Raw genomic sequence first — 17,774 nt, 5'->3', positions numbered from 1 at the left:
GGGGAAGCCACCGTGGAGGTCTCTGTGGAGGTCGCCGCGAACGCCGGTGCGGAAGCCACCGTGACGAGCTCTCCGGGGGAGGCCGATAGTCTGCGCACGTGCCTACGCTTGCCGACATCGTCACAGAGCTGGAGTCCCGTTACGACCCGAGATGGGCGGAGTCGTGGGACGCGGTCGGGCTCGTCTGCGGGGATCCCTCCGCCGAGGTGCGCAGGATCCTGTTCGCGGTCGACCCGGTGGCCGTCGTCGCCGAGGAGGCCCTCGACTGGGGTGCCGACCTCGTCGTCACCCACCACCCGCTCTACCTGCGCGGCACCACGAGCGTCGCGGCCACCACCTTCAAGGGCCGGCTGGTCCACACGCTGATCAAGAACGACATCGGGCTCTTCACCGCCCACACCAACGCCGACGTCGCCGACCCCGGCGTCTCCGACGCGCTCGCCCGCGCCGTCGGCCTGACCGGCCCGCTCGTCCCCCTCAGTCCCGCCGCCGACGACCCCCGGCGCGGCCTGGGCCGCGTCGGCTCGTTGCCGGCCCCCGTCTCCCTCGCCGAGTTCGCCCGGCTGGCCGCGCGCGGGCTCCCCGCCACGGCGGGCGGCCTGCGGGTCGCCGGAGATCTCGACCGCCCCGTCCAGCGGATCGCGGTCAGCGGGGGATCGGGGGACTCCCTCCTCGGCACGGCCCGCGCCGCCGGGGTGGACGTCTTCCTCACCGCCGATCTGCGCCACCACCCGGCCAGCGAGTTCATGGAGGCCTCCGGCGGCCCCGCGCTGATCGACGCGGCCCACTGGGCCACCGAATGGCCCTGGCTCGCCGACGCGGCACACCATCTCGCGTCCGCGTCGGCCGCCAGGGGGATTACTGTTGAGACGCGCGTATCCGAGACGGTCACGGACGCCTGGAACACAACAGCAAAGTGCGAGGATTTCACGTGAAAGCAGCCCCTGCGGCCCAGAAGCGTCTGCTTGACCTGGCCGAAATCGACTCCGCCATCGACCGGCTGGCCCATCGCCGCCGTACCCTGCCCGAGCTGGCGCAGATCGACGAGCTCTCCGGGCGCATCGCCCGCATCGCCACCCAGGTGATCGCCGCCGAGACCGAGTCCGGCGACCTCGCCCGCGAGCAGAGCAAGGCCGAGGCCGACGTCGACTCGGTCCGCACCCGTGCCGAGCGCGACCAGAAGCGCCTCGACTCCGGCCAGGTGTCCTCTCCCAAGGACCTGGCCAGCCTCCAGTCCGAGATCGTCTCCCTGAAGCGCAGGCAGGGCGATCTGGAAGAGGTCGTGCTGGAGATCATGGAGCGCCGCGAGGCGGCCGACGGGCAGGTCGCCAGGCTCGTCGCCGAGCGCGACGAGCTCGCGGGCACCCGCGGCACCGCCGAGGACCGCAGGGACGCGGCCTTCGCCGAGATCGACAAGGAGAGGGACGAGTTCCAGGGCAAGCGCGCCGGGGTCGCCGAGGACATCCCCGCCGACCTGCTCACCCTCTACGGGAAGCTCAAGGAGCAGTTCGGGGTGGGCGCCGCGATGCTCCAGGGAGCCCGCTGCCTCGGCTGCCGCACGAGCCTGTCCATCGCCGAGATCAACCGGATCAAGGCCGCCTCCCACGACGAGGTCATCCGCTGCGAGGAGTGCCGCCGGATCCTCGTCCGTACCGCCGAGTCCGGTCTGTGAGCCCTGTGAGCTCCGTGACCTCGTACGTCATCGAGGCCGACGGCGGCTCGCGGGGCAACCCGGGCCCGGCGGGTTACGGCGCCGTCGTCAAGGACGCCGCCGACGGCCAGGTGCTGGTCGAGACCGCCGCGTCGATCGGCACCCAGACCAACAACGTCGCCGAGTACCGCGGGCTCATCGCGGGCCTGACCTCCCTCCTCGATCTCGCCGGCGACGGCGCGAAGGTCGAGGTCAGGATGGACTCCAAGCTGGTCGTCGAGCAGATGGCCGGCCGCTGGAAGATCAAGAACGAGGGCCTGCGCCCGCTCGCCCTGGAGGCCGCGGCCCTCGCCAGGCGCCTCAAGGTGACCTGGCGCTGGATCCCCCGCGAGAAGAACAAGGACGCCGACCGCCTGGCCAACGAGGCCATGGACGCCGCCGCCAAGGGCCGTGCCTGGACCCTCTCGGGTTCCTCCGCCGCCGTCACGAAAGCGCCCGGTGGCCGGGTCTCCGGAGGCGGCGCCCCCGATGGCGGCGCCTCCGGAAGTCGAGCCTCGGAAAGCGGCGCCTCCGGTGGCCGAGCCTCTGGAGGCGGCGTCTCCGGTGGCCGGGCCCTTGACAGCGGTGCTCTCGAGAGCGGCGCCTCAGGAAGAGGCGCTTCCCAAAGCGGTTCCCCCGCCGGCCGCACCGCTCCCGCCGGTCCTGCCGAGGACCTCCTTCTCTTCGACACCGGTGATCTCGACACCGGTGACCTCGGCGACGGCGCTCCCGGCGCCGGCGACCTCGGGGCCGGTGACTCCGGCGGTGACGGGGCCGGTGGCGGGACCGCCACGCGCGAACGAGCGGGCCTGGCCACCCCCACGGGTACGGGCACCGGCTGGCGTTCGCCCACCTCCGTCGCGACCTCGCTGTACCTGCTCCGGCACGGTGAGACGCCCCTCTCCGTCGAGCGCAGGTTCTCCGGGCTCGGCGACCCCGAGCTCACGCCCAACGGCGTCGCCCAGGCCGAGGCCGCCGCGGTGAAACTCGCCGGGAAGCCGTACGACATCCAGGTGATCGTCAGCTCGCCGCTCAGGCGCGCCCGCGCCACCGCGGAGATCATCGCGGCCCGGGCCGGGCTTGAGGTCGTCGTCGAGGAGGGTCTGCGGGAGACCGACTTCGGAGACTGGGAAGGCCACACGTTCACGGAGATCCAGCGCCGCTGGCCCGACGAACTCGCCGCGTGGCTGGCGGACCCGTCCGCCGCGCCGCCGGGTGGGGAGAGTTTCGGGGAGGCGGCGCGGCGGGTCCAGGCGACCGGGGACATGCTGATCGAGCGGTACGAGGGCAAGGCGGTCCTCGCCGTCTCCCACGTCACGCCGATCAAGATGCTGCTGCGGTTCGCGCTGCTCGCTCCCCTCGGCGCGCTGTACCGCATGCATCTCGACCTGTCGGCCCTGTCCCTGATCGAGTATTACGCCGACGGTCCGGCGGTGGTGAAGGCGTTCAACGACACCTCGCACCTGCGCTGAACCCGCGGTCTCACGTCCACGACAGACCCCGGCCACGGAGGCGGTGGAGCACCACCCGTCCTCCACCGCGTTCTCCACCGTGTCCTTCATGGAGTCCTTCGCCGTGGCCTGGGTCCTCGTGGCGTGCGGAAGCGGTCGTCCCGCCGGTCGTCGGTGCTCTCATCGGTCCCTCCGGTGCTCGTCCGTTCCGTCTCGCTTGATCCATATTCCAGCGCGGACGACTTGCCGCTCGGTTGGAGTCCGCTTGGGAGCCGTTAGGCTTGGAACACGGCGGACGAGCCGGCCGGGCGGCCGCGTCGGGTCTCTTCTGAGACCCGCCGAGGAAGGTCCGGGCTCCACAGGGCAGGGTGGTCGGTAACGCCGACCCGGGGTGACCCGCGGGAAAGTGCCACAGAGAACAGACCGCCTCGTCGTGAGACGAGGTAAGGGTGAAACGGTGGTGTAAGAGACCACCAGCGCCCACGGTGACGTGGGCGGCTCGGTAAACCCCACCCGGAGCAAGGTCAAGAAGGGGCGCTCTCCGGAGCGTCCCGCGCGCGACGCTTGAGGGCTGCCCGCCCGATGCCGCGCGGGTAGACCGCTTGAGGCCGACGGCAACGTCGGCCCTAGATGGATGGTCGCCCCTTCACGCGAGTGAAGGACAAAACCCGGCCTACAGGCCGACTCGTCCGCCCTTTTCTGCTCTGACCTGCGGTGGAGCCTTCGCTGGGCAAGATCAAAGCGGCCGGAGGGCACATTGGGGGCACATTCATGTGAGCCAGCCCGCCGCGGCGAAGGCGTGATCCAGGGCCATGCGAGCTCGCTCGGACGCCTCTGGGACCAGATGCCCGTAGAGATCCACGGTCGTGGTGATGGACTCGTGCCCGAGCCACCGGGACACCTCGGAGATGGGTACGCCCTCGGCGAGCGCCGTACTGGCGAAGGTGTGCCGAAGATCGTGGAACGTCATGTCCGCCGGTACCCCCGCTGAGAAGATCGCGGGCTTCAGGATGTCCGGTCCATGACTGCCACGTCTTTGGAAATCCCTTCTTATGAGCGGCTGGGATGGCGAATGAGCGATTGCGCATGGTGTTGACGGGGCGGGAACTGAATTGTGCCCAGATACATCGAAGCCCCAACAATACCGAAGCAATTCAATTCCGCGCTGTCCTGCTCGGACTGGAGCCGTATTTAGTACCGTGTCAGGCGATCAGTGGGCTGACGCCCAGGGCGCGAACCAGCCTGCGATAGTCGTAGCCGCCGTCGGCGGAGTCGGCCACGCTCCTACGCACCGCTGGGACGGCCTCCAACAGCGGTATCCGCTGAATGTCAACTCCAGCTACTGCAATTATTGTAGTCCAGTGACTTGGTTTCTCCTTCAGCGCTGATCCGGATTCAGCCAGAACTGAAAAAAGTAGGATTCAAAGTGTTCGTCGATGTCTGACGTTTGATCGGAGGCCGAAGATTGGATTCGATACGCTCTTACGATCCACTTTGAATTCCTGCTGCCAAGATCGAAACTTGGATGCTCTTCCTCGGAACCCATCATTTCCTCAAGCTGGACCTGCCCTGAGCTTGAGTAGAAGGAATATTCAGCAACTTCTGATTCCAGAAGTTCAAGGCTGGGGGGCGCCGCACTCCACAACTGCAGCGTGCAGACTGTGGTATGCATGTTATGCATACTCTGAACCATCAACATATTGTCAGATGTCGTCAGCCATGCTCCCGGATCCGTCTCCTTGTTCCATGAGGACGAGAAAGCCTCGGCATCCGTATCCTCTGCCCCTTCGGGGTCAATGATGGAAAATTCGCCGTATTCCACAAGGACGGCGTCTTCGAGAGCGGAAATGAGAGTCGTCACTGCCTGCCTACTTCGGAGCATTTGGAATTACCTGAAGTAAAATTTAAAAGCATGCAACACTTAGGAAGACGATAGGGCTGATCGCGACTTTATCACATGGGTAGCCGGGCTGCAATTAACCGGTCCTGGCAGCCGGTTGGCCGAGGGAGAAGTGGTCCAGAAGTACGCGTAGGTGGGCGGAGCGCAGGGTGCTCCGCCCACTCTGTAGCGACTATGAGGTTAACTAATCGAGAATCACGATGCCGAACGGGTCGTTGTCAAGGACCCTGTTGTTCTCATACCAGTATTTCAGCTGCCTGCCCCACGCCTGGTTTTGTGCTCCATTGATGAGGTCCACCGAATAGTTCCATGCAGGCTTGGCGAGCTTGGATCCTTCGTAGGTTGACGCCATCGGGAATTCGTCACAATTCTCTGCGGTATCGGGGAACTTCTTTACGTCTGTGACCCAACTCGATTTGATCTCCTTTCGACATGTTTTAACAGAGTTCTCATAGTTTTCCCTTCGCTTATCCGTGTTGACGAGGCGATGGAGGAATTTGTTCTCCGCTGGATCTCCCCAGGTTCCCGGGATGTCCTTTGACCCGCCAGCGGATTCTGGGAAGCTTGGCCCACCAAGCTTCGGGTAGGTGGTGTTTGGCTTTGTGAGTGCTTTCTTAATGTGAGCGACCTGTTCTGGCCACGGTTTCCCGGTCTTCGGATCAGTGTCCTTGCTACTGAGGAAGAGTCTGCGGATCAACCTCGGAATGATGCATCCGCCACTCTTGTACCACTTGATATAGGAGGTTGAATCGCAGCGCATCGAGAGGAATGAGATCTCACCTCCATGGGGTTTAGTCGGATCGTGCAGGCTCACGTGACCGTTCCCTGCGCGGGTGATGAAAATTCCTACTATATCTGTAGTGCAAGTAGAGAAGAAATTGGGGCCAGTGGTCCCGGTTGAGGGTGAATTGAACTTGTACCTCAACAACGTCGACGGCCATTCCGCGGCGCTCTTGCTGTGATAGAGATTCTTGGTCTGGGATGTCGGGTCGAGTTTACAGTGATCGGGAGTTGGGCTTCCTCCCGGTTTGATCTGCACAGCGATCGGGTTGTTGGCCGTGGTGCCCCAGTTGAGGAAATCGTAGATACGAATCTCAACATCCATGTCCCGGGTATTTTGATAGGTGTTTACGACTATGCCTACGGCGTAGCTTTGATATCCCACCGTCTTCCATAAGCCGCGAACCTTCTTTTTCTCCTTGCTGATGTACCTAGCCTCACCGCAATGAGAGAACCCGCTCGCCGGCATTACGTGGTAACGTTTTTCGGGATTATCTTCCCAATAATCCTCGCACAACGTCCAGTCGTATCGGGCCGGAAATGATTTGTTGGAGGGCGGCGCAGCCGATTTTGTCATGTTCGTTTCGGCCTTGCCGGGCCGGTCGCGAGCTGTGGCTGTCTGGCCGACTTCTCCTGCGATCGTAGCGATGTAGTCAGGCCAGAGGGCTTCTTGATAAAGCTGAACTTCGTCAAGCTGGCCGACCAATGAAGATCCTAGCGAGAGTGGACCCGCTGAGTTCCATGGCGCAAAGCTGATCACCTTCTCTTGGGCCAGCGTGCCATTCACATAGAGTGCAAGGGTTCGAGCCACTGAATCATAGGCCGCCGCTACATGGAACCACTCGTTGGCGGGCGACTCTATGCCGGACAGTACGCCCTCTGTGCTCGAATTTGGACTGTCGGCATTGGTGGCGGTGAATACCAAGCCATGATCCGGACTATTGCCGAGGCTGAAGGGGGATACGTTGGTGCCCTTTTGGTCGATGAGGGTGTAGTTCCCGTCCTTGTCGTTCCATCGCACCCATGCGGTGATTGTGAAGCTCTGATCAGTGCGAACAACGGGGCCGGCTGTCTGCGCGAGGGGTCCCTCACCCGACTGGTCCAAATCGATAGTGGTTTCCTGCCAAGGCGACCAAGCCGAGGCAGTGGTGGCCGAGACCGCGCGGGCCCGCCAGCGGATCTTCCATCCGTTGGTCAGATTCCCTGCCGGGACATTGACGACTGCTTGGCTGCCGGAGGCAGTCGCGGATGAGGCTCCTGCCCAAATCTGACCGATGCCCTGGTCAGGGGAGGCCGTGTCGTGCTCGATCTCGAACTCGCCGGTGAGGTTACCGCCGATCGAGTCAGTGACGGTGGCGGTCAGCTGTGGAGTGAGCGAGGTGGTGAAGATCTTTCCGTCGATCTCCTGGGAGGGATTGACATGCGGCGCGGTGACTGTCGGGTTGGAGTCTGGGTCGAGCACGTCGACGGTGACTTCCTGCCAAGCCGACCAGGCAGAGGTGGTGGTGGTCGAGATCGCGCGGGCCCGCCAGCGTACCTTCCAGCCGTCGGTCAGTTTGGCGGCTGGGACGGTGATGGTGGTCGTGCTGCCGGAGGCCACCGCGGGCGAGGTGCCGGTCCAGATCTGGCCGGTGCCCTGTCCGGTGGCGGTGGGGTCGTGCTCGATCTCGAACTGGCCGGTCAGAGTGCCGCCGATGGTGTCGGAGACGGTGCCTGCGAGTTGCGGGGTGAGTGAGGTGACCGTCGTGACACCACCTGAGTTCTGGGCAGGGGTGACGGTCAGGGCGCCGATGGCCGGGGCCGAGGCCGGGCCGGTGGTGGTGACGGTCAGCGTCGGCGGGCTGTTGAACTCGAAGGTGTCCTCCGAGGAGGGAAACACCCGGTAGTTGTTGACGTTGGTCTCGGTCGGTGACTGCAGCACCAGGCCGTGGTTGGCCGCGCCGCCGGCCCAGTCCTGGGCGATGGCGGTGACCGGCCACTCCAGCGCGGTGGGATCGGCACAGGCCGAGTCGTAAGCCGCCCTGTTGGTCTGGGCGTCCTCGGTGGTGGCGGTCGGTTTGTTGGCCCAGTGCAGGTTGTTCTCATCCCAGGCACTGGTCAGGCGACGCACTTGGATGCCTGCGCCGGCCGTGCTCCCGCAGGCCTGGGCGCCGATGTTCAGCAGTGACAGCTTGGCATCGCTCACCGGGGCGCCGGTCAGGCCGGCGGTGTCGAAACGCAGGTGTACCCGGTACTTCAGGTTGCCGGCCTGGGTACCGGCCACCATGAACGCACTGGTCGGGTCGGCCGGCCCGTCGGCGTCGTTGATGGAGGAGACCTCCACGTCGTGGTTGAACGGCAACGTGGTCGTCGGATCCACCCGCACCGGATACTTCGTGGCCGGGTCGGATAAAAATGCGTGGTCGGGCTTGAGCACCAGCTCGGTCCGGCCATCCGTAGCGACCACGTCAGTGGCGATCTTCGCGTGCCTGGCCCGCGGAAGACGGCCCTGGGCCGGGCGGGCTCCTGCGGAGGCGTCCCACATCACCGGTTGCGGCGCCGAGGCGACGAGCTTGTCGCCCTTACGCTTGTCCGTGCCGGTCATACCGGCCTTGATGTCGGTGAGCAGCAGGCGTCCGCCCTCACCCTTGGACAAGGTCAGGCCCTCGGTCTGCACGCCGATGCGGATCTCCAGCGGTTTGGCGGGCCGCTCGCGCAGCACCACATCATGCCGGAACCCGGTGGGCAGTACGGTGACCACCAGGTCGGCACCCTTCCCTGCCGCGTCGGTGTAGGTGGCCACGCTGTCCTTGACAGTCGGCCTGGGCAGTGCGGTTGGCCAGATCAACGCGTACCGTCGCCCGTCGGTGGCCATCCTCACGAACGCGCCGGTACCGCCGGTGGAGATCTCCACATCAGCCTTGGCGTCGATCGCCTTGGCTTTCAACACCCCGTCCCGCTCGGCCAGGGTGGTGTCGATCGGCACCCATGTGCCGTTCTGCTCGGTGCGCACCGGACCCGCGGCAATCTCCGTCTTGAACGTCTTCCCGTCCGGTTGCGCATAGGTGACGCTGGTCGCAGTCGTCTCATCAGCGACCTCTACCGGCGTGCCCTGTTTGGCGGCCTCAACAGTGGCGGCGAAGCGTGCCGGGGATACCGAACTTGCTTCGTCAGACGCTGAGCCTTGGGACGGCTCGGAGGTCGCGCCAGAGATCGCGTTCCCGATCTTCCCCGGAACCCAGGACGTCCCGCTTTCAAGCGTTGCGCCATGTCCATGACCGCTGGCATCGGCAGCAACGCGGCCGCTGCCTTCGTCGAACTTCCAGTGTGCAGCGGGACTTGGGGTGGTAACCGGTGGTTGCTCCCACTCCTCGGGTTGCGCCACTTCATCGATTTCAGCCTGTGTAAGACCCTCCGGCGGCCCTTGCTCTATTGCGTTAGACGGAACCTCAGCCGATCGTCCGCTCTGCTCGGTGATCGCTTTCGCTTGCTCAGGCGTGAAAACGGTCGTGCCAGGTTCGATTCGGGGGTCTTCAGGGTGCAGATCATCCTCTGCGTCATCGGGAATCCCATCGTGCCTGTACTCGTACGCTACGATCTTCGTTTCGGCCGGCACGTACTCGACCATGAGGGTGGGCGGGTGGCGGTAGCCCGGGTAGGGGTCGCCGCTGTGTTCGCTGGAGTAGTACTGGCGCCAGTTGATCGTGGCGCTCTCGCTGACGGCTCGTAACACCATCCCGTGGTTGGCCACGCCTTGCTCGATCCAGCCGCGGGCCATGCCGGTGACCCGGTGCACCAGCTGCTCCTCCTTGGCGCACCAGCTGGCAGGGTCGGCCTCGTAGTTGTAGCCGGCCGTGTTCACGCCTTGCAGGCTGCCGGAGAAGGAGGGCTGCCGAGACCAGCTCAGGTTGTTCGTGGCGCCGTTGAGGGTCCAGGCGGAGGTGACCTGGGCGGCCGCGATCGACCCGAGGTTGTTGCCGCACAGCTGGCTGCCGGGGCCGCCGGACTTGTAGTTCCACACCCACAGGTCCGCGTCCACCACGGTGGCGCCTTCGAGCGCGGGGTCGTCGGTGTCGAACTTCAGGTACACCCGGGCGATGTCGGCGCTGGTGGAGGTGGTGCCGACGCGCAGCCAGCCGGCCGCGGCGTTGTTGGTGCTGGGGCTGTTCTTGCTGACCCAGGCGTCGTCGGGTTCTCCGCCGCCGAACCATTCGGAGGCGGCGGCGATCGTCACCGGGTAGGTCACCGCGGTGTCGGCCAGGAATTTCTCGTCCGGGGTGAACACCAGCTCCGACGCCGTGCCGGAGGTCTGCACGCGTGCGTCGACCGGCGAGGACTTGCCCTCCTCAGGGGAGGACTCCACCTTGGCGTCCATCGCGGTCAGCACGATCGGCGCCGCCGCCGCCTTGCCCTTGGCGTCCTTGAGTTGTGGCAGGCCGTCGGGGGTCGTGCCGAACGTGGTGCCCTTGGGCAGGGTGAGGGGGAGCCGCACGGTCACCGGGCCGGTCGGGCGCTTTCGGAAGACCACCTGGGAGATGAATCCGTCCGCTTGGGCTTGCACGACCAGGTCCGCTCCCGGCGCGACGGCGTCGGGGTAGGTGACCGTGCTGCCGGAGATCTTCGGCTCGGGCAGTGCCCGGGTGGTTTTCAGGCCGGTCGTGCTCTGTTCACCGTCCGCCGACACCAGGTGGTTGCTACCGCGTCCGCCGAGGGTCAGCGGGCTTTTGACGCGCGTGGCCTGGAGCTTGCCGTCGCGGGTGACGATGCGGGTGTCGATGGGCTCCCATGCGCCGCTGGCTGAGTTCTTCAGCTGGACGGGGCGGGTGTACAGCTCGGCTCGCAGGTTCTTGCCGTTCGGGGTCGCCCAGACCTTCATGGTCTCGGTGAACCGGGAGGGCACCTCAACGGGTTTGCCGGATGTGGCCGCCTTGTCCCAGGCGGTCTTGAGCGCTGGGTCCAAGGCGGCGCCGGGCGGTGTCGTCGATGACGATGTCGAAGTGGGGGATGGTGTGGGGCCCTGGGCGGCCGCGGGTGCGCTCAGGAGCGAAAGCGGCAGCGTCAGGGCCGTGATCAGGGCAGCACAACGGCGCGTCCGGACGGATAAGCCGGACGCTGATCGGCGTCTGTTCACTCACAACCTTTCGAACTTGTGTTTGGATTCAGGGTGATCATCACATGGCGCGGACGTAAAAGCAAAGATCATTCTTGGTAATGGGTAAGGCGCCCTCCGTGAGGAAACGGGTTCGGCACTTCGAATACGGGAGAAGAGAGGACTGCTGGGAATTTCGTCGCAGGCGGCAGCGGTGCGACAGCGGTTCCCGGAGCTCTCGCGGAGGCGAGCGGTGAAGCCGCCGCAAACGGCATCCCGTGGAGCGAGGTGACCACGGGATCGAATGTTGTGGTCGCTCTGATCGTGCGTGGGGAGCCCTGCGAGCGCGGGGGCGGCGCCGGTCGTTTCACGACCCGCGGTGGCTGATGCGTGAGTGTTTCGTGCCGGGACGCATTCCGGTGGCCCTCCGTCGGCCTCATGGACGGGCGTGTATCGGAATCTCCCGCTTGTGATCATTCTTTCCGGGGTGGGAGCCGGAAGTCGTTGCCTGTTTCTGCACAGGTATTGCCTGTTTCCGCCTCACCTCGCGGTGGACTGGTGGCGATAATCGGCCGGTGAGAGGCCGTAAGCGGCGCGGAAAACACGGCTGAAGTGCGCGTTGTTGGTGAAGCCCCAGCGAGCGGCGATGGCGTGAATCGGCCGGGAGCCCAGGATGGGGTTGGTCAGATCGTGGCGGCACCGCTCCAGACGGCATCGGCGTATCCAGGCCGCGATGGTCACGCCCTGCGCCTGGAACAGTTTGTACAGGTGGCGGACGGAAATCTGGTGAGCGGCCGCGATGTGGTCCGGGGTCAGAGCCGGGTCGCCGAGATGGTCGCGGATAAAGCGATGGATCTGGGCCAGCAGGGCCCGCTGTCGTGCCTCAGGCGACAGGCCGGCGGTGGCTTCGAGCTGGTGAGCGCAGCCGGCCGCGACCAGATCCAGTGTGACGCCGCCCAGGGCGATGGTGTCGGCCTCGGTGTAGTCTCCGGCGTTTTTCGTCAGCTGGAGCAGGTGACCGGCCAGTACGGCACCGATCCCGCTGCGGGCGGAGAACGGTACCGCGGCGAGCCGGTCGAGGGTGCTGGAGCGCAGGCCCAGCGAGGCGCGGTGGACCTGGACGACCACGGCCTCACTCCTGCCGTCCCTTGCCGATCGCCGTGCCCGGTAGGGCTGGGAGGAATTGATGAGAATGAATTGCTCGGTGCCGAAGGTGGCTTCTCGTCCGTTCTGTGCCAGCTGGCCACCGCCGCTGACGATGAGATGGAACTGGTAGACCTCCGGATCGAACTGCCGGACGAGCCTGGTGGTTCGCTCCGCCCGTACCTCTGGATGGGTCAGCACCGACACCTGCACCTCGCCGAGGTTCAGCACCCGTACCGAGGCCTCGAAATCGGCTTCGCTGTCGGTGTGAATCCAGGACGGCATGTGAGCCTGCGAGGCCACCTCGAACCAGGAGGAAAAACGATCTTCCGGAGCCAGGTTGTCGGTCCGAAATTCCACGACTGCCATGTATGTACGCCCCCGCGGCCCGGAACCACCATCGTCAGCAAGAATGCTCAGACACAATCGCGACATTTGTCCAGCAAGGGCAGAATATTCGTAGATAAAGGCTCAATACTGCTGATCCCTAATGGGTATGGATATGAGCATTCATCGGCGCCGGGCCGTCGGAAGTCACGCCATGGCTGCCATCGTTATGCTCCGGTCCTCGCACGCCCAGGCCCGGCGCCTCGATAGCCCGAGCTGAACGACTGGACGGTTGTGGACGACAGGGACGGCCTTGCGGAGATGTGGGGTGACCACGGTCGCACGCGTGCTGTTGGGGGCGTCGGCCTCGTCGCCGTCGGTCTGAGACTGTCTTGTTCGGGACTGCCGCTCGCCCTTCGAGAGGCCCGGCCGAGGGCACATCGGGGGCACATCGCATCTGCTGCATGGCTGCTCGGCTTTCGAGGAGAATCGGGCCGGATCCCGGCGGTAGACAAGCCGTGGCCGGCTCAGCTTGTACTGTGACCACCGAAGACGATGCAGAACGGGTGACCGACGGGATCGGTGAAGACGCGAAAGCCTGTCTCCCGTTCTCCTGGGACACGGGTGGCACCCAGAGCGAGGAGTTCCCGCTCGGCCTGGTCGGGATCACTCACGCGAACATCGAGGTGCATCTGCTGGGGATGCACCGGGTCGGGCCAGCGCGGCGGAACCCATGGGGTCGCCCTTTGAAAGGCCAGCTGTCGAAGACCAGGTTCCAGGCCGATGACCACCCAGCCGTCGATGTCCTCGTTGATCCTCATGCCGAGCACCCGGCAGTAGAACTCCGCGAGCGTGCGCGGGTCCGGGCAGTCGATCACTGTCTTTTCGAGACGTCCGATCATGTATAGAGAATGCCAGCACGCCGGTGACGAACATTCCCGCTCATCAGCAGATCCGCACGCTGTAGGTCGTTGCCCGCTGAGCCCTACCGCCAAAACCCGGTCTGGTCCTCCCCGAAGGCCGGCCGGACCGAAAAACTCATCGCCGAGCCGCTGCCCGCTGAGATCGCCTCGCCTGGTCACGAACGTAAGGAGCCGCTCGCGCCGGCGCCGGCCGGGACGACTGCCACTTCACGTGCCGGTTCGCCGACAAATCGCCGAATGTCTTCTCTGTCGTGATCAGGCTGGACCGCTGGGTGGCTTCGCATGTGAAGCCGGACTCCACATGTGGATCATCGGGCCTTGTCCGAGTCCGGTAAGGCTATCGCGCGTGCCGTCGCCCGGACGGTCCTCGATGATGAGGGATTACGAGCTCGGGGCGGCGGGCAAGGATTTCCCTGATGTGTCTACCGAACTGGGGCAACTCCACTTTCAAGGAAACCGGCGCCGGGCTCACTCCTCGATGTCGACGACCACCTTGCCCCTGGCGGTGCCGCTCTCCACCGCGGCGTGCGCGTCGGGGACGGTGGCGAGGGTGAAGTGCCGGGGGTCGAGCAGGGGCTTCAACGCCCCCGAGTCGGCCAGGGAAGCCGCTTCGCGAAGGATCTCCCCGTGGTGCTCTCGTCCTCGGCCGGTCAGCATCGGCAGCAGGGTGAAGACGCCGGAGTAGGTGGCGCCCCGGAACGACAGGGGTGCGAGGCTGTGGCTCCCCCAGCCCAGAGCGCTGAGAACATGGCCGGTGTAGGTGCGTACCGCGGCGAACGAGGCGTCGAGGGTCGCTCCGCCGACGGTGTCGTAGACGATGTCGAAGCCCTCGCCGTCGGTGTGCCGGGCGACGTACTCGTCCACCGAGGTGGTGGTGTAGTCGATCGCGGTGGCGCCGAGGCCCTCGATGCTCTTCAGGCTTCGAGGCGATCCGGTCGCGTAGACCTCGGCGCCGCGAGCGCGGGCGATCTGGACGGCCACGTGTCCGACGCCGCCGGCACCGCCGTGGATCAGTACCTTCTGGCCCGCGCGCACCCGCGCCCGGTCCACCAGGCCTTCCCACGCGGTGATGACGACGAGCGGCAGCGCCGCGGCCTGCCGCATGCTCAGGGACCGCGGCTTGTGCGCGAGCAGCCTGGCGTCCACGGCGACATACTCCGCGAGCGAGCCCTGGAGGTCGCCCACCCCGCCGGTCAACCCGTACACCTCGTCGCCGGGGGTGAAGCCGACGACCTCCGCGCCGGCCTCCTCCACCACGCCGGCCAGGTCCATGCCGAGCACGGCCGGCAGGCGGCTCCTGGCGTGGCCGGCCTTCCCGGCCCGGATCTTGGTGTCCAGCGGGTTGACCCCGCTCGCCTTGACCTTCACCAGCACCTGGCCCGGGCCGGCGACAGGTTTGTCGATCTCGCTCAGGACCAGGGGGGTGTCGAACTGCTCAAGTACCACCGCGCGCATGGTGCCGCCTCGTTTCATGTGTTCTCGATGAGCTGATGGAGTGTGATCGGGCCGTGGGTGCCGTTCAGGCCCGAAGGCAGGTCATTGGTCCGCGCCCGCGTGGCGGCCGGTGTGGGCGGCGACGAGCCGGACGGCCATGTCCTTCGCGTCGTCCACGACCGCGCGGTCCTGGAGGAGCCGGCCGGACGCGAGAGCGCCGTCGACGAGGAGTCCGATGTGGCGGGCGAGCGCCCGCGGGTCGTCGGCTCCGGCCTTCGAGCTGAGCTCGGTCAGCCAGTCCTGGCGGCGTCGCACGTGCTGGACGGTGATCGCTCGTGCTTCCGAGTCCAGCGGGGCTTCGACACCGGCGCTGACGAACGGGCAGCCGAAGAAGCCGTGTCTGTCGAAGGCGTCCTGGAGCGCGTCGAAGAGTCCCGCGAGCTGGTCGCCGGCCGCGTCACCGGCCCGCTCCGCGGCGGCTTGCAGCTGCGCCATCCAGGAGTCGTCGGTCCTGCGCAGATAGGCCGCGACGAGGTCGTCCTTCGTGCGGAAGTGCACGTACAGCGTGGACTTCGCGACACCCGATTCGGCGATGACCTGATCGATGCCGACTCCTCGCAGCCCGTGGGCGTAGAACAGCTCGGCCGCCGTGGCGAGGATCTTCTCTGCCGTGTTCGTCTTTCTCGTCTTCGTCACCATGACCTGCCTCCTTAATCAAACAGACTAGTACGTTCGATTAAGGAGGCAAATCCGGGGGGCCTTCTTGCGGCGCTCCCGCGTCCGGTCCCTCGCCGCTGACGCCGTCCGGGCCCGCTCACGCCGCGACGCGCCGCAGCGGGGGCCCGTCACCGGGAAGAGCCAGGTGAAAGGGGAACGGCTTCCCGGGCGGCGTCGGCGTCGAGGCCGGCCAGGGCGGTCGTGCCCGCGGACCGGGCTGATCGTCCGTGGGCGGACACGACGACGCCCCCGCTCCGAAGAACGAGGGCGTCGTCGCGCTGTACGGCTACAGGCTGTACGGCTACAGGCAGTTGACCCATTCGACCCGGGAGCTGTTGTACGAGCAGGAGTCGACGAGCTTGCCGGACGGGTTGTGGACGTATCCCGTGTCCGAGGTCTGGTTCCAGATGTACGCGAACGTCCCTCCGGCGCGCCCCCAGTAACGGTTCCTGGCGTCGTCCTTCCCCTTGCCCGTCCGCACGGTGACGGTCTTTCCGGCGCCGAGGGTGAACGCGCCGAACCGGTAGATGTGATCCGTTCGGTTGGTTTTGTCGCGAAGCGTCCACCCGCTGAGGTTGACGGCTTTCCTGGTGGTGTTCTTGATCTGCGCCCATTCGCCGTTCAGGCTGCTGTTCGCTCCGAAGTCCGGCGACCCCGGAGAGTTGTAGTAGATCTTCACGATCTGGATCGTCGGCAGCGCGGCGGCCTGCGCCGGCGCGACGGGGACGAGCGCCACGGCCAAAACGGCAGCGGACAGGGCCAAGGGAATGGAACGCACCATTGAATCCTCAAGCTGGAAGAAGCGGGCAGTGATGAGACGGCCGGCCCAGGTGCGCGGTTGGCCGGTAAACACCGTTTTGTTGGGGGTATTTGGCGCCCCACGAGGGTAGGGGGCCGGTCCTCCGCCGGAGGCGCCGTCATGTTCACGGCCTCACGCGGGTGCCGGTTTCACCTTGGTGGGACGCGAGGTGCCCCGGACGGGACAGGCGAATGGCGCGGGTGTTCGTTCTCGGACAGGTGCTCCGTCTGGAACATCTGAAGACGATTACTGCGAACGTGGCGACCTCGTGGAGGCGGCGACCGCGGCGATGGCGCCCACGGAGAGCGCGACGGCGAAGCCGATCATCGTGGGATGCAGCCCGAGGTGCTTCGAGACGACGCTGAAGGCGATCGAGGGCAGGCCCATGCCCAGGTAGGCGATGACGAAGAACACGGCCAGCACGCCCGCGCGGGACGTGGGCCGGGCGGCACCGGCACTCTGGCCGACCGACGCCTTGAACAGCAGACCCGCGCCCGCTCCCGCGATCGCGGCCGCGGTGAGGTAGAGCCACAGAGTGGGGTGGAAGAGCGCCACCGCCGTCAGCGTGAGCCCGGCGGGGAAGAGCACCACCCCACTCACCAGCATCCGCACGGGCGACAGGTGCCTGAGGGCGATCTGCGCGACGGCGGAGGCGGCGAAGACCGAGAACGGCGCGAGGCCGGCGACCAGGGGCGAGGAGATGCCCAGGACGTCGTGGACGACGACGGCCCCCAGAGAGGAGAAGAAGCCCATCACGGCGAACGAGAAGAAGCCGGTGCTCGCGGCCGCCGCGAATCGCCTGCCGCCGCCGGGTCGCAGGGCGAAACGGGCGGGGACCTCGGAGGCGGCGCCGCGGTCGACGGTCTCGGGGCTGCGGAGCACCAGGATCACGAGCACCAGCGCCGCCGCGGCGAACAGCGCGAACGGGGTGACCAGCGGCGACGGCGCCCATTGGGCGAGCACGCCGGCGGCCAGCGGCCCGAGCGCCAGTCCTCCCAGGTTGGCCACGGCCGCGACGAGTCCGGGCGTCGCCGACCCGGGCCGTTCCGGATAGGCCTGCTGGTGGAGATCACCGAGGTAGGCCGTCGCGGTCGAGGCCATGAGCCCCACGGCCAGCCCGGTCAGGACCCGGCCGGCGAGCAGGCCCGAGACCGAGGGCCACAGCACCAGGACCAGCGATGCCGTCACCAGGGTCAGCAACGCCGGGACGACGACGCGCCGGCGGCCCAGACGGTCCGACAGATGCCCGAAGAGGAGGAAACCCGCCGCCGCGCCCACGACCATCGCCGCGAAGGCGATGGTGACGACGGTGGAGCCGAAATCGTCACGCTCGGCGAACAGCGGCCACAGCGGGGTCGGAAGGGTGCCGAAGGCCATCAGCACGGTGAACGCGACCGCGACGAACCAGAAGCCCCGGGCGTGCGCGGCTCGCGTGGCACGTTCCACGACCCGCGGGCGTTCTCGGACGGCCGTGGAGGGCGTCATGGACATGGATCTCCGCTCGGGTGGACTGAACCAAGCGGCCGCCTTCGCGAACGGCCG

Annotated in this window: 12 protein-coding genes and 1 other RNA gene; 4 read left to right on the top strand and 9 right to left on the bottom strand. The window is 66.4% G+C overall.

All coding sequences use genetic code 11. The features are described from left to right. Positions 1 to 98 precede the first annotated feature (98 nt). The 4 genes from AB0F88_RS12700 to rnpB all read left to right on the top strand — a co-directional run bounded on the left by AB0F88_RS12700 (position 99) and on the right by rnpB (position 3,833). Positions 99 to 935 carry a Nif3-like dinuclear metal center hexameric protein gene (locus AB0F88_RS12700; RefSeq protein WP_362681469.1) on the top strand — a complete coding sequence of 279 codons (837 nt, stop codon included), beginning with the start codon at positions 99 to 101 and terminating at the stop codon, positions 933 to 935. Next, positions 932 to 1,672: a C4-type zinc ribbon domain-containing protein gene (locus tag AB0F88_RS12695; protein ID WP_362681466.1), complete on the top strand. Its 741-nt coding sequence runs from the start codon at positions 932 to 934 to the stop codon at positions 1,670 to 1,672. The genes AB0F88_RS12700 and AB0F88_RS12695 overlap by 4 nt, the downstream gene beginning before the upstream one ends. Positions 1,673 to 1,686: 14 nt before the next feature. After that, entirely contained in the window at positions 1,687 to 3,162 is a 1,476-nt protein-coding gene (locus AB0F88_RS12690) for a bifunctional RNase H/acid phosphatase (protein WP_362681463.1), read from the top strand. A gap of 275 nt (positions 3,163 to 3,437) precedes the next feature. Next, positions 3,438 to 3,833, top strand: an RNA gene (gene rnpB, locus AB0F88_RS12685) — RNase P RNA component class A. Positions 3,834 to 3,910: 77 nt separating this feature from the next. Here rnpB and AB0F88_RS12680 read toward each other — a convergent pair. From AB0F88_RS12680 to AB0F88_RS12640, 9 genes are all read right to left on the bottom strand, one after another. Continuing rightward, complete coding sequence (locus AB0F88_RS12680; RefSeq protein WP_362681460.1) at positions 3,911 to 4,294, bottom strand: tyrosine-type recombinase/integrase; 384 nt, start codon at positions 4,292 to 4,294, stop codon at positions 3,911 to 3,913. A gap of 225 nt (positions 4,295 to 4,519) precedes the next feature. Next, positions 4,520 to 5,002 carry a hypothetical protein gene (locus AB0F88_RS12675; RefSeq protein WP_362681457.1) on the bottom strand — a complete coding sequence of 161 codons (483 nt, stop codon included), beginning with the start codon at positions 5,000 to 5,002 and terminating at the stop codon, positions 4,520 to 4,522. A 223-nt stretch (positions 5,003 to 5,225) separates the two neighbouring features. Next, positions 5,226 to 10,760, bottom strand: a complete 5,535-nt coding sequence (locus tag AB0F88_RS12670) for a DNRLRE domain-containing protein (protein ID WP_362681454.1) — start codon at positions 10,758 to 10,760, stop codon at positions 5,226 to 5,228. A 669-nt stretch (positions 10,761 to 11,429) separates the two neighbouring features. Then, positions 11,430 to 12,401, bottom strand: a complete 972-nt coding sequence (locus tag AB0F88_RS12665) for a helix-turn-helix domain-containing protein (RefSeq protein ID WP_362681451.1) — start codon at positions 12,399 to 12,401, stop codon at positions 11,430 to 11,432. A 485-nt stretch (positions 12,402 to 12,886) separates the two neighbouring features. Continuing rightward, positions 12,887 to 13,261, bottom strand: a complete 375-nt coding sequence (locus tag AB0F88_RS12660; protein WP_362681448.1) for a VOC family protein — start codon at positions 13,259 to 13,261, stop codon at positions 12,887 to 12,889. 489 nt (positions 13,262 to 13,750) lie between these two features. Next, positions 13,751 to 14,737 (bottom strand): zinc-dependent alcohol dehydrogenase family protein, encoded by a 987-nt coding sequence (locus tag AB0F88_RS12655; RefSeq protein ID WP_362681445.1) that lies wholly within the window; start codon positions 14,735 to 14,737, stop codon positions 13,751 to 13,753. A gap of 81 nt (positions 14,738 to 14,818) precedes the next feature. After that, positions 14,819 to 15,415, bottom strand: coding sequence for a TetR/AcrR family transcriptional regulator (locus AB0F88_RS12650; protein WP_362681442.1), 597 nt, complete (start codon positions 15,413 to 15,415; stop codon positions 14,819 to 14,821). Positions 15,416 to 15,734: 319 nt separating this feature from the next. Next, positions 15,735 to 16,169, bottom strand: a complete 435-nt coding sequence (locus AB0F88_RS12645) for a lamin tail domain-containing protein (protein WP_362681439.1) — start codon at positions 16,167 to 16,169, stop codon at positions 15,735 to 15,737. A 309-nt stretch (positions 16,170 to 16,478) separates the two neighbouring features. Further along, a complete protein-coding gene (locus tag AB0F88_RS12640; RefSeq protein WP_362681436.1) occupies positions 16,479 to 17,717 on the bottom strand; it encodes an MFS transporter in 1,239 nt (412 codons plus the stop codon). Positions 17,718 to 17,774 lie beyond the last annotated feature (57 nt).

This window comes from Streptosporangium sp. NPDC023963, from assembly GCF_040639135.1.
Classification (GTDB): Bacteria; Actinomycetota; Actinomycetes; order Streptosporangiales; family Streptosporangiaceae; genus Streptosporangium.
This window is presented reverse-complemented; position numbering and strand designations above follow the sequence as displayed.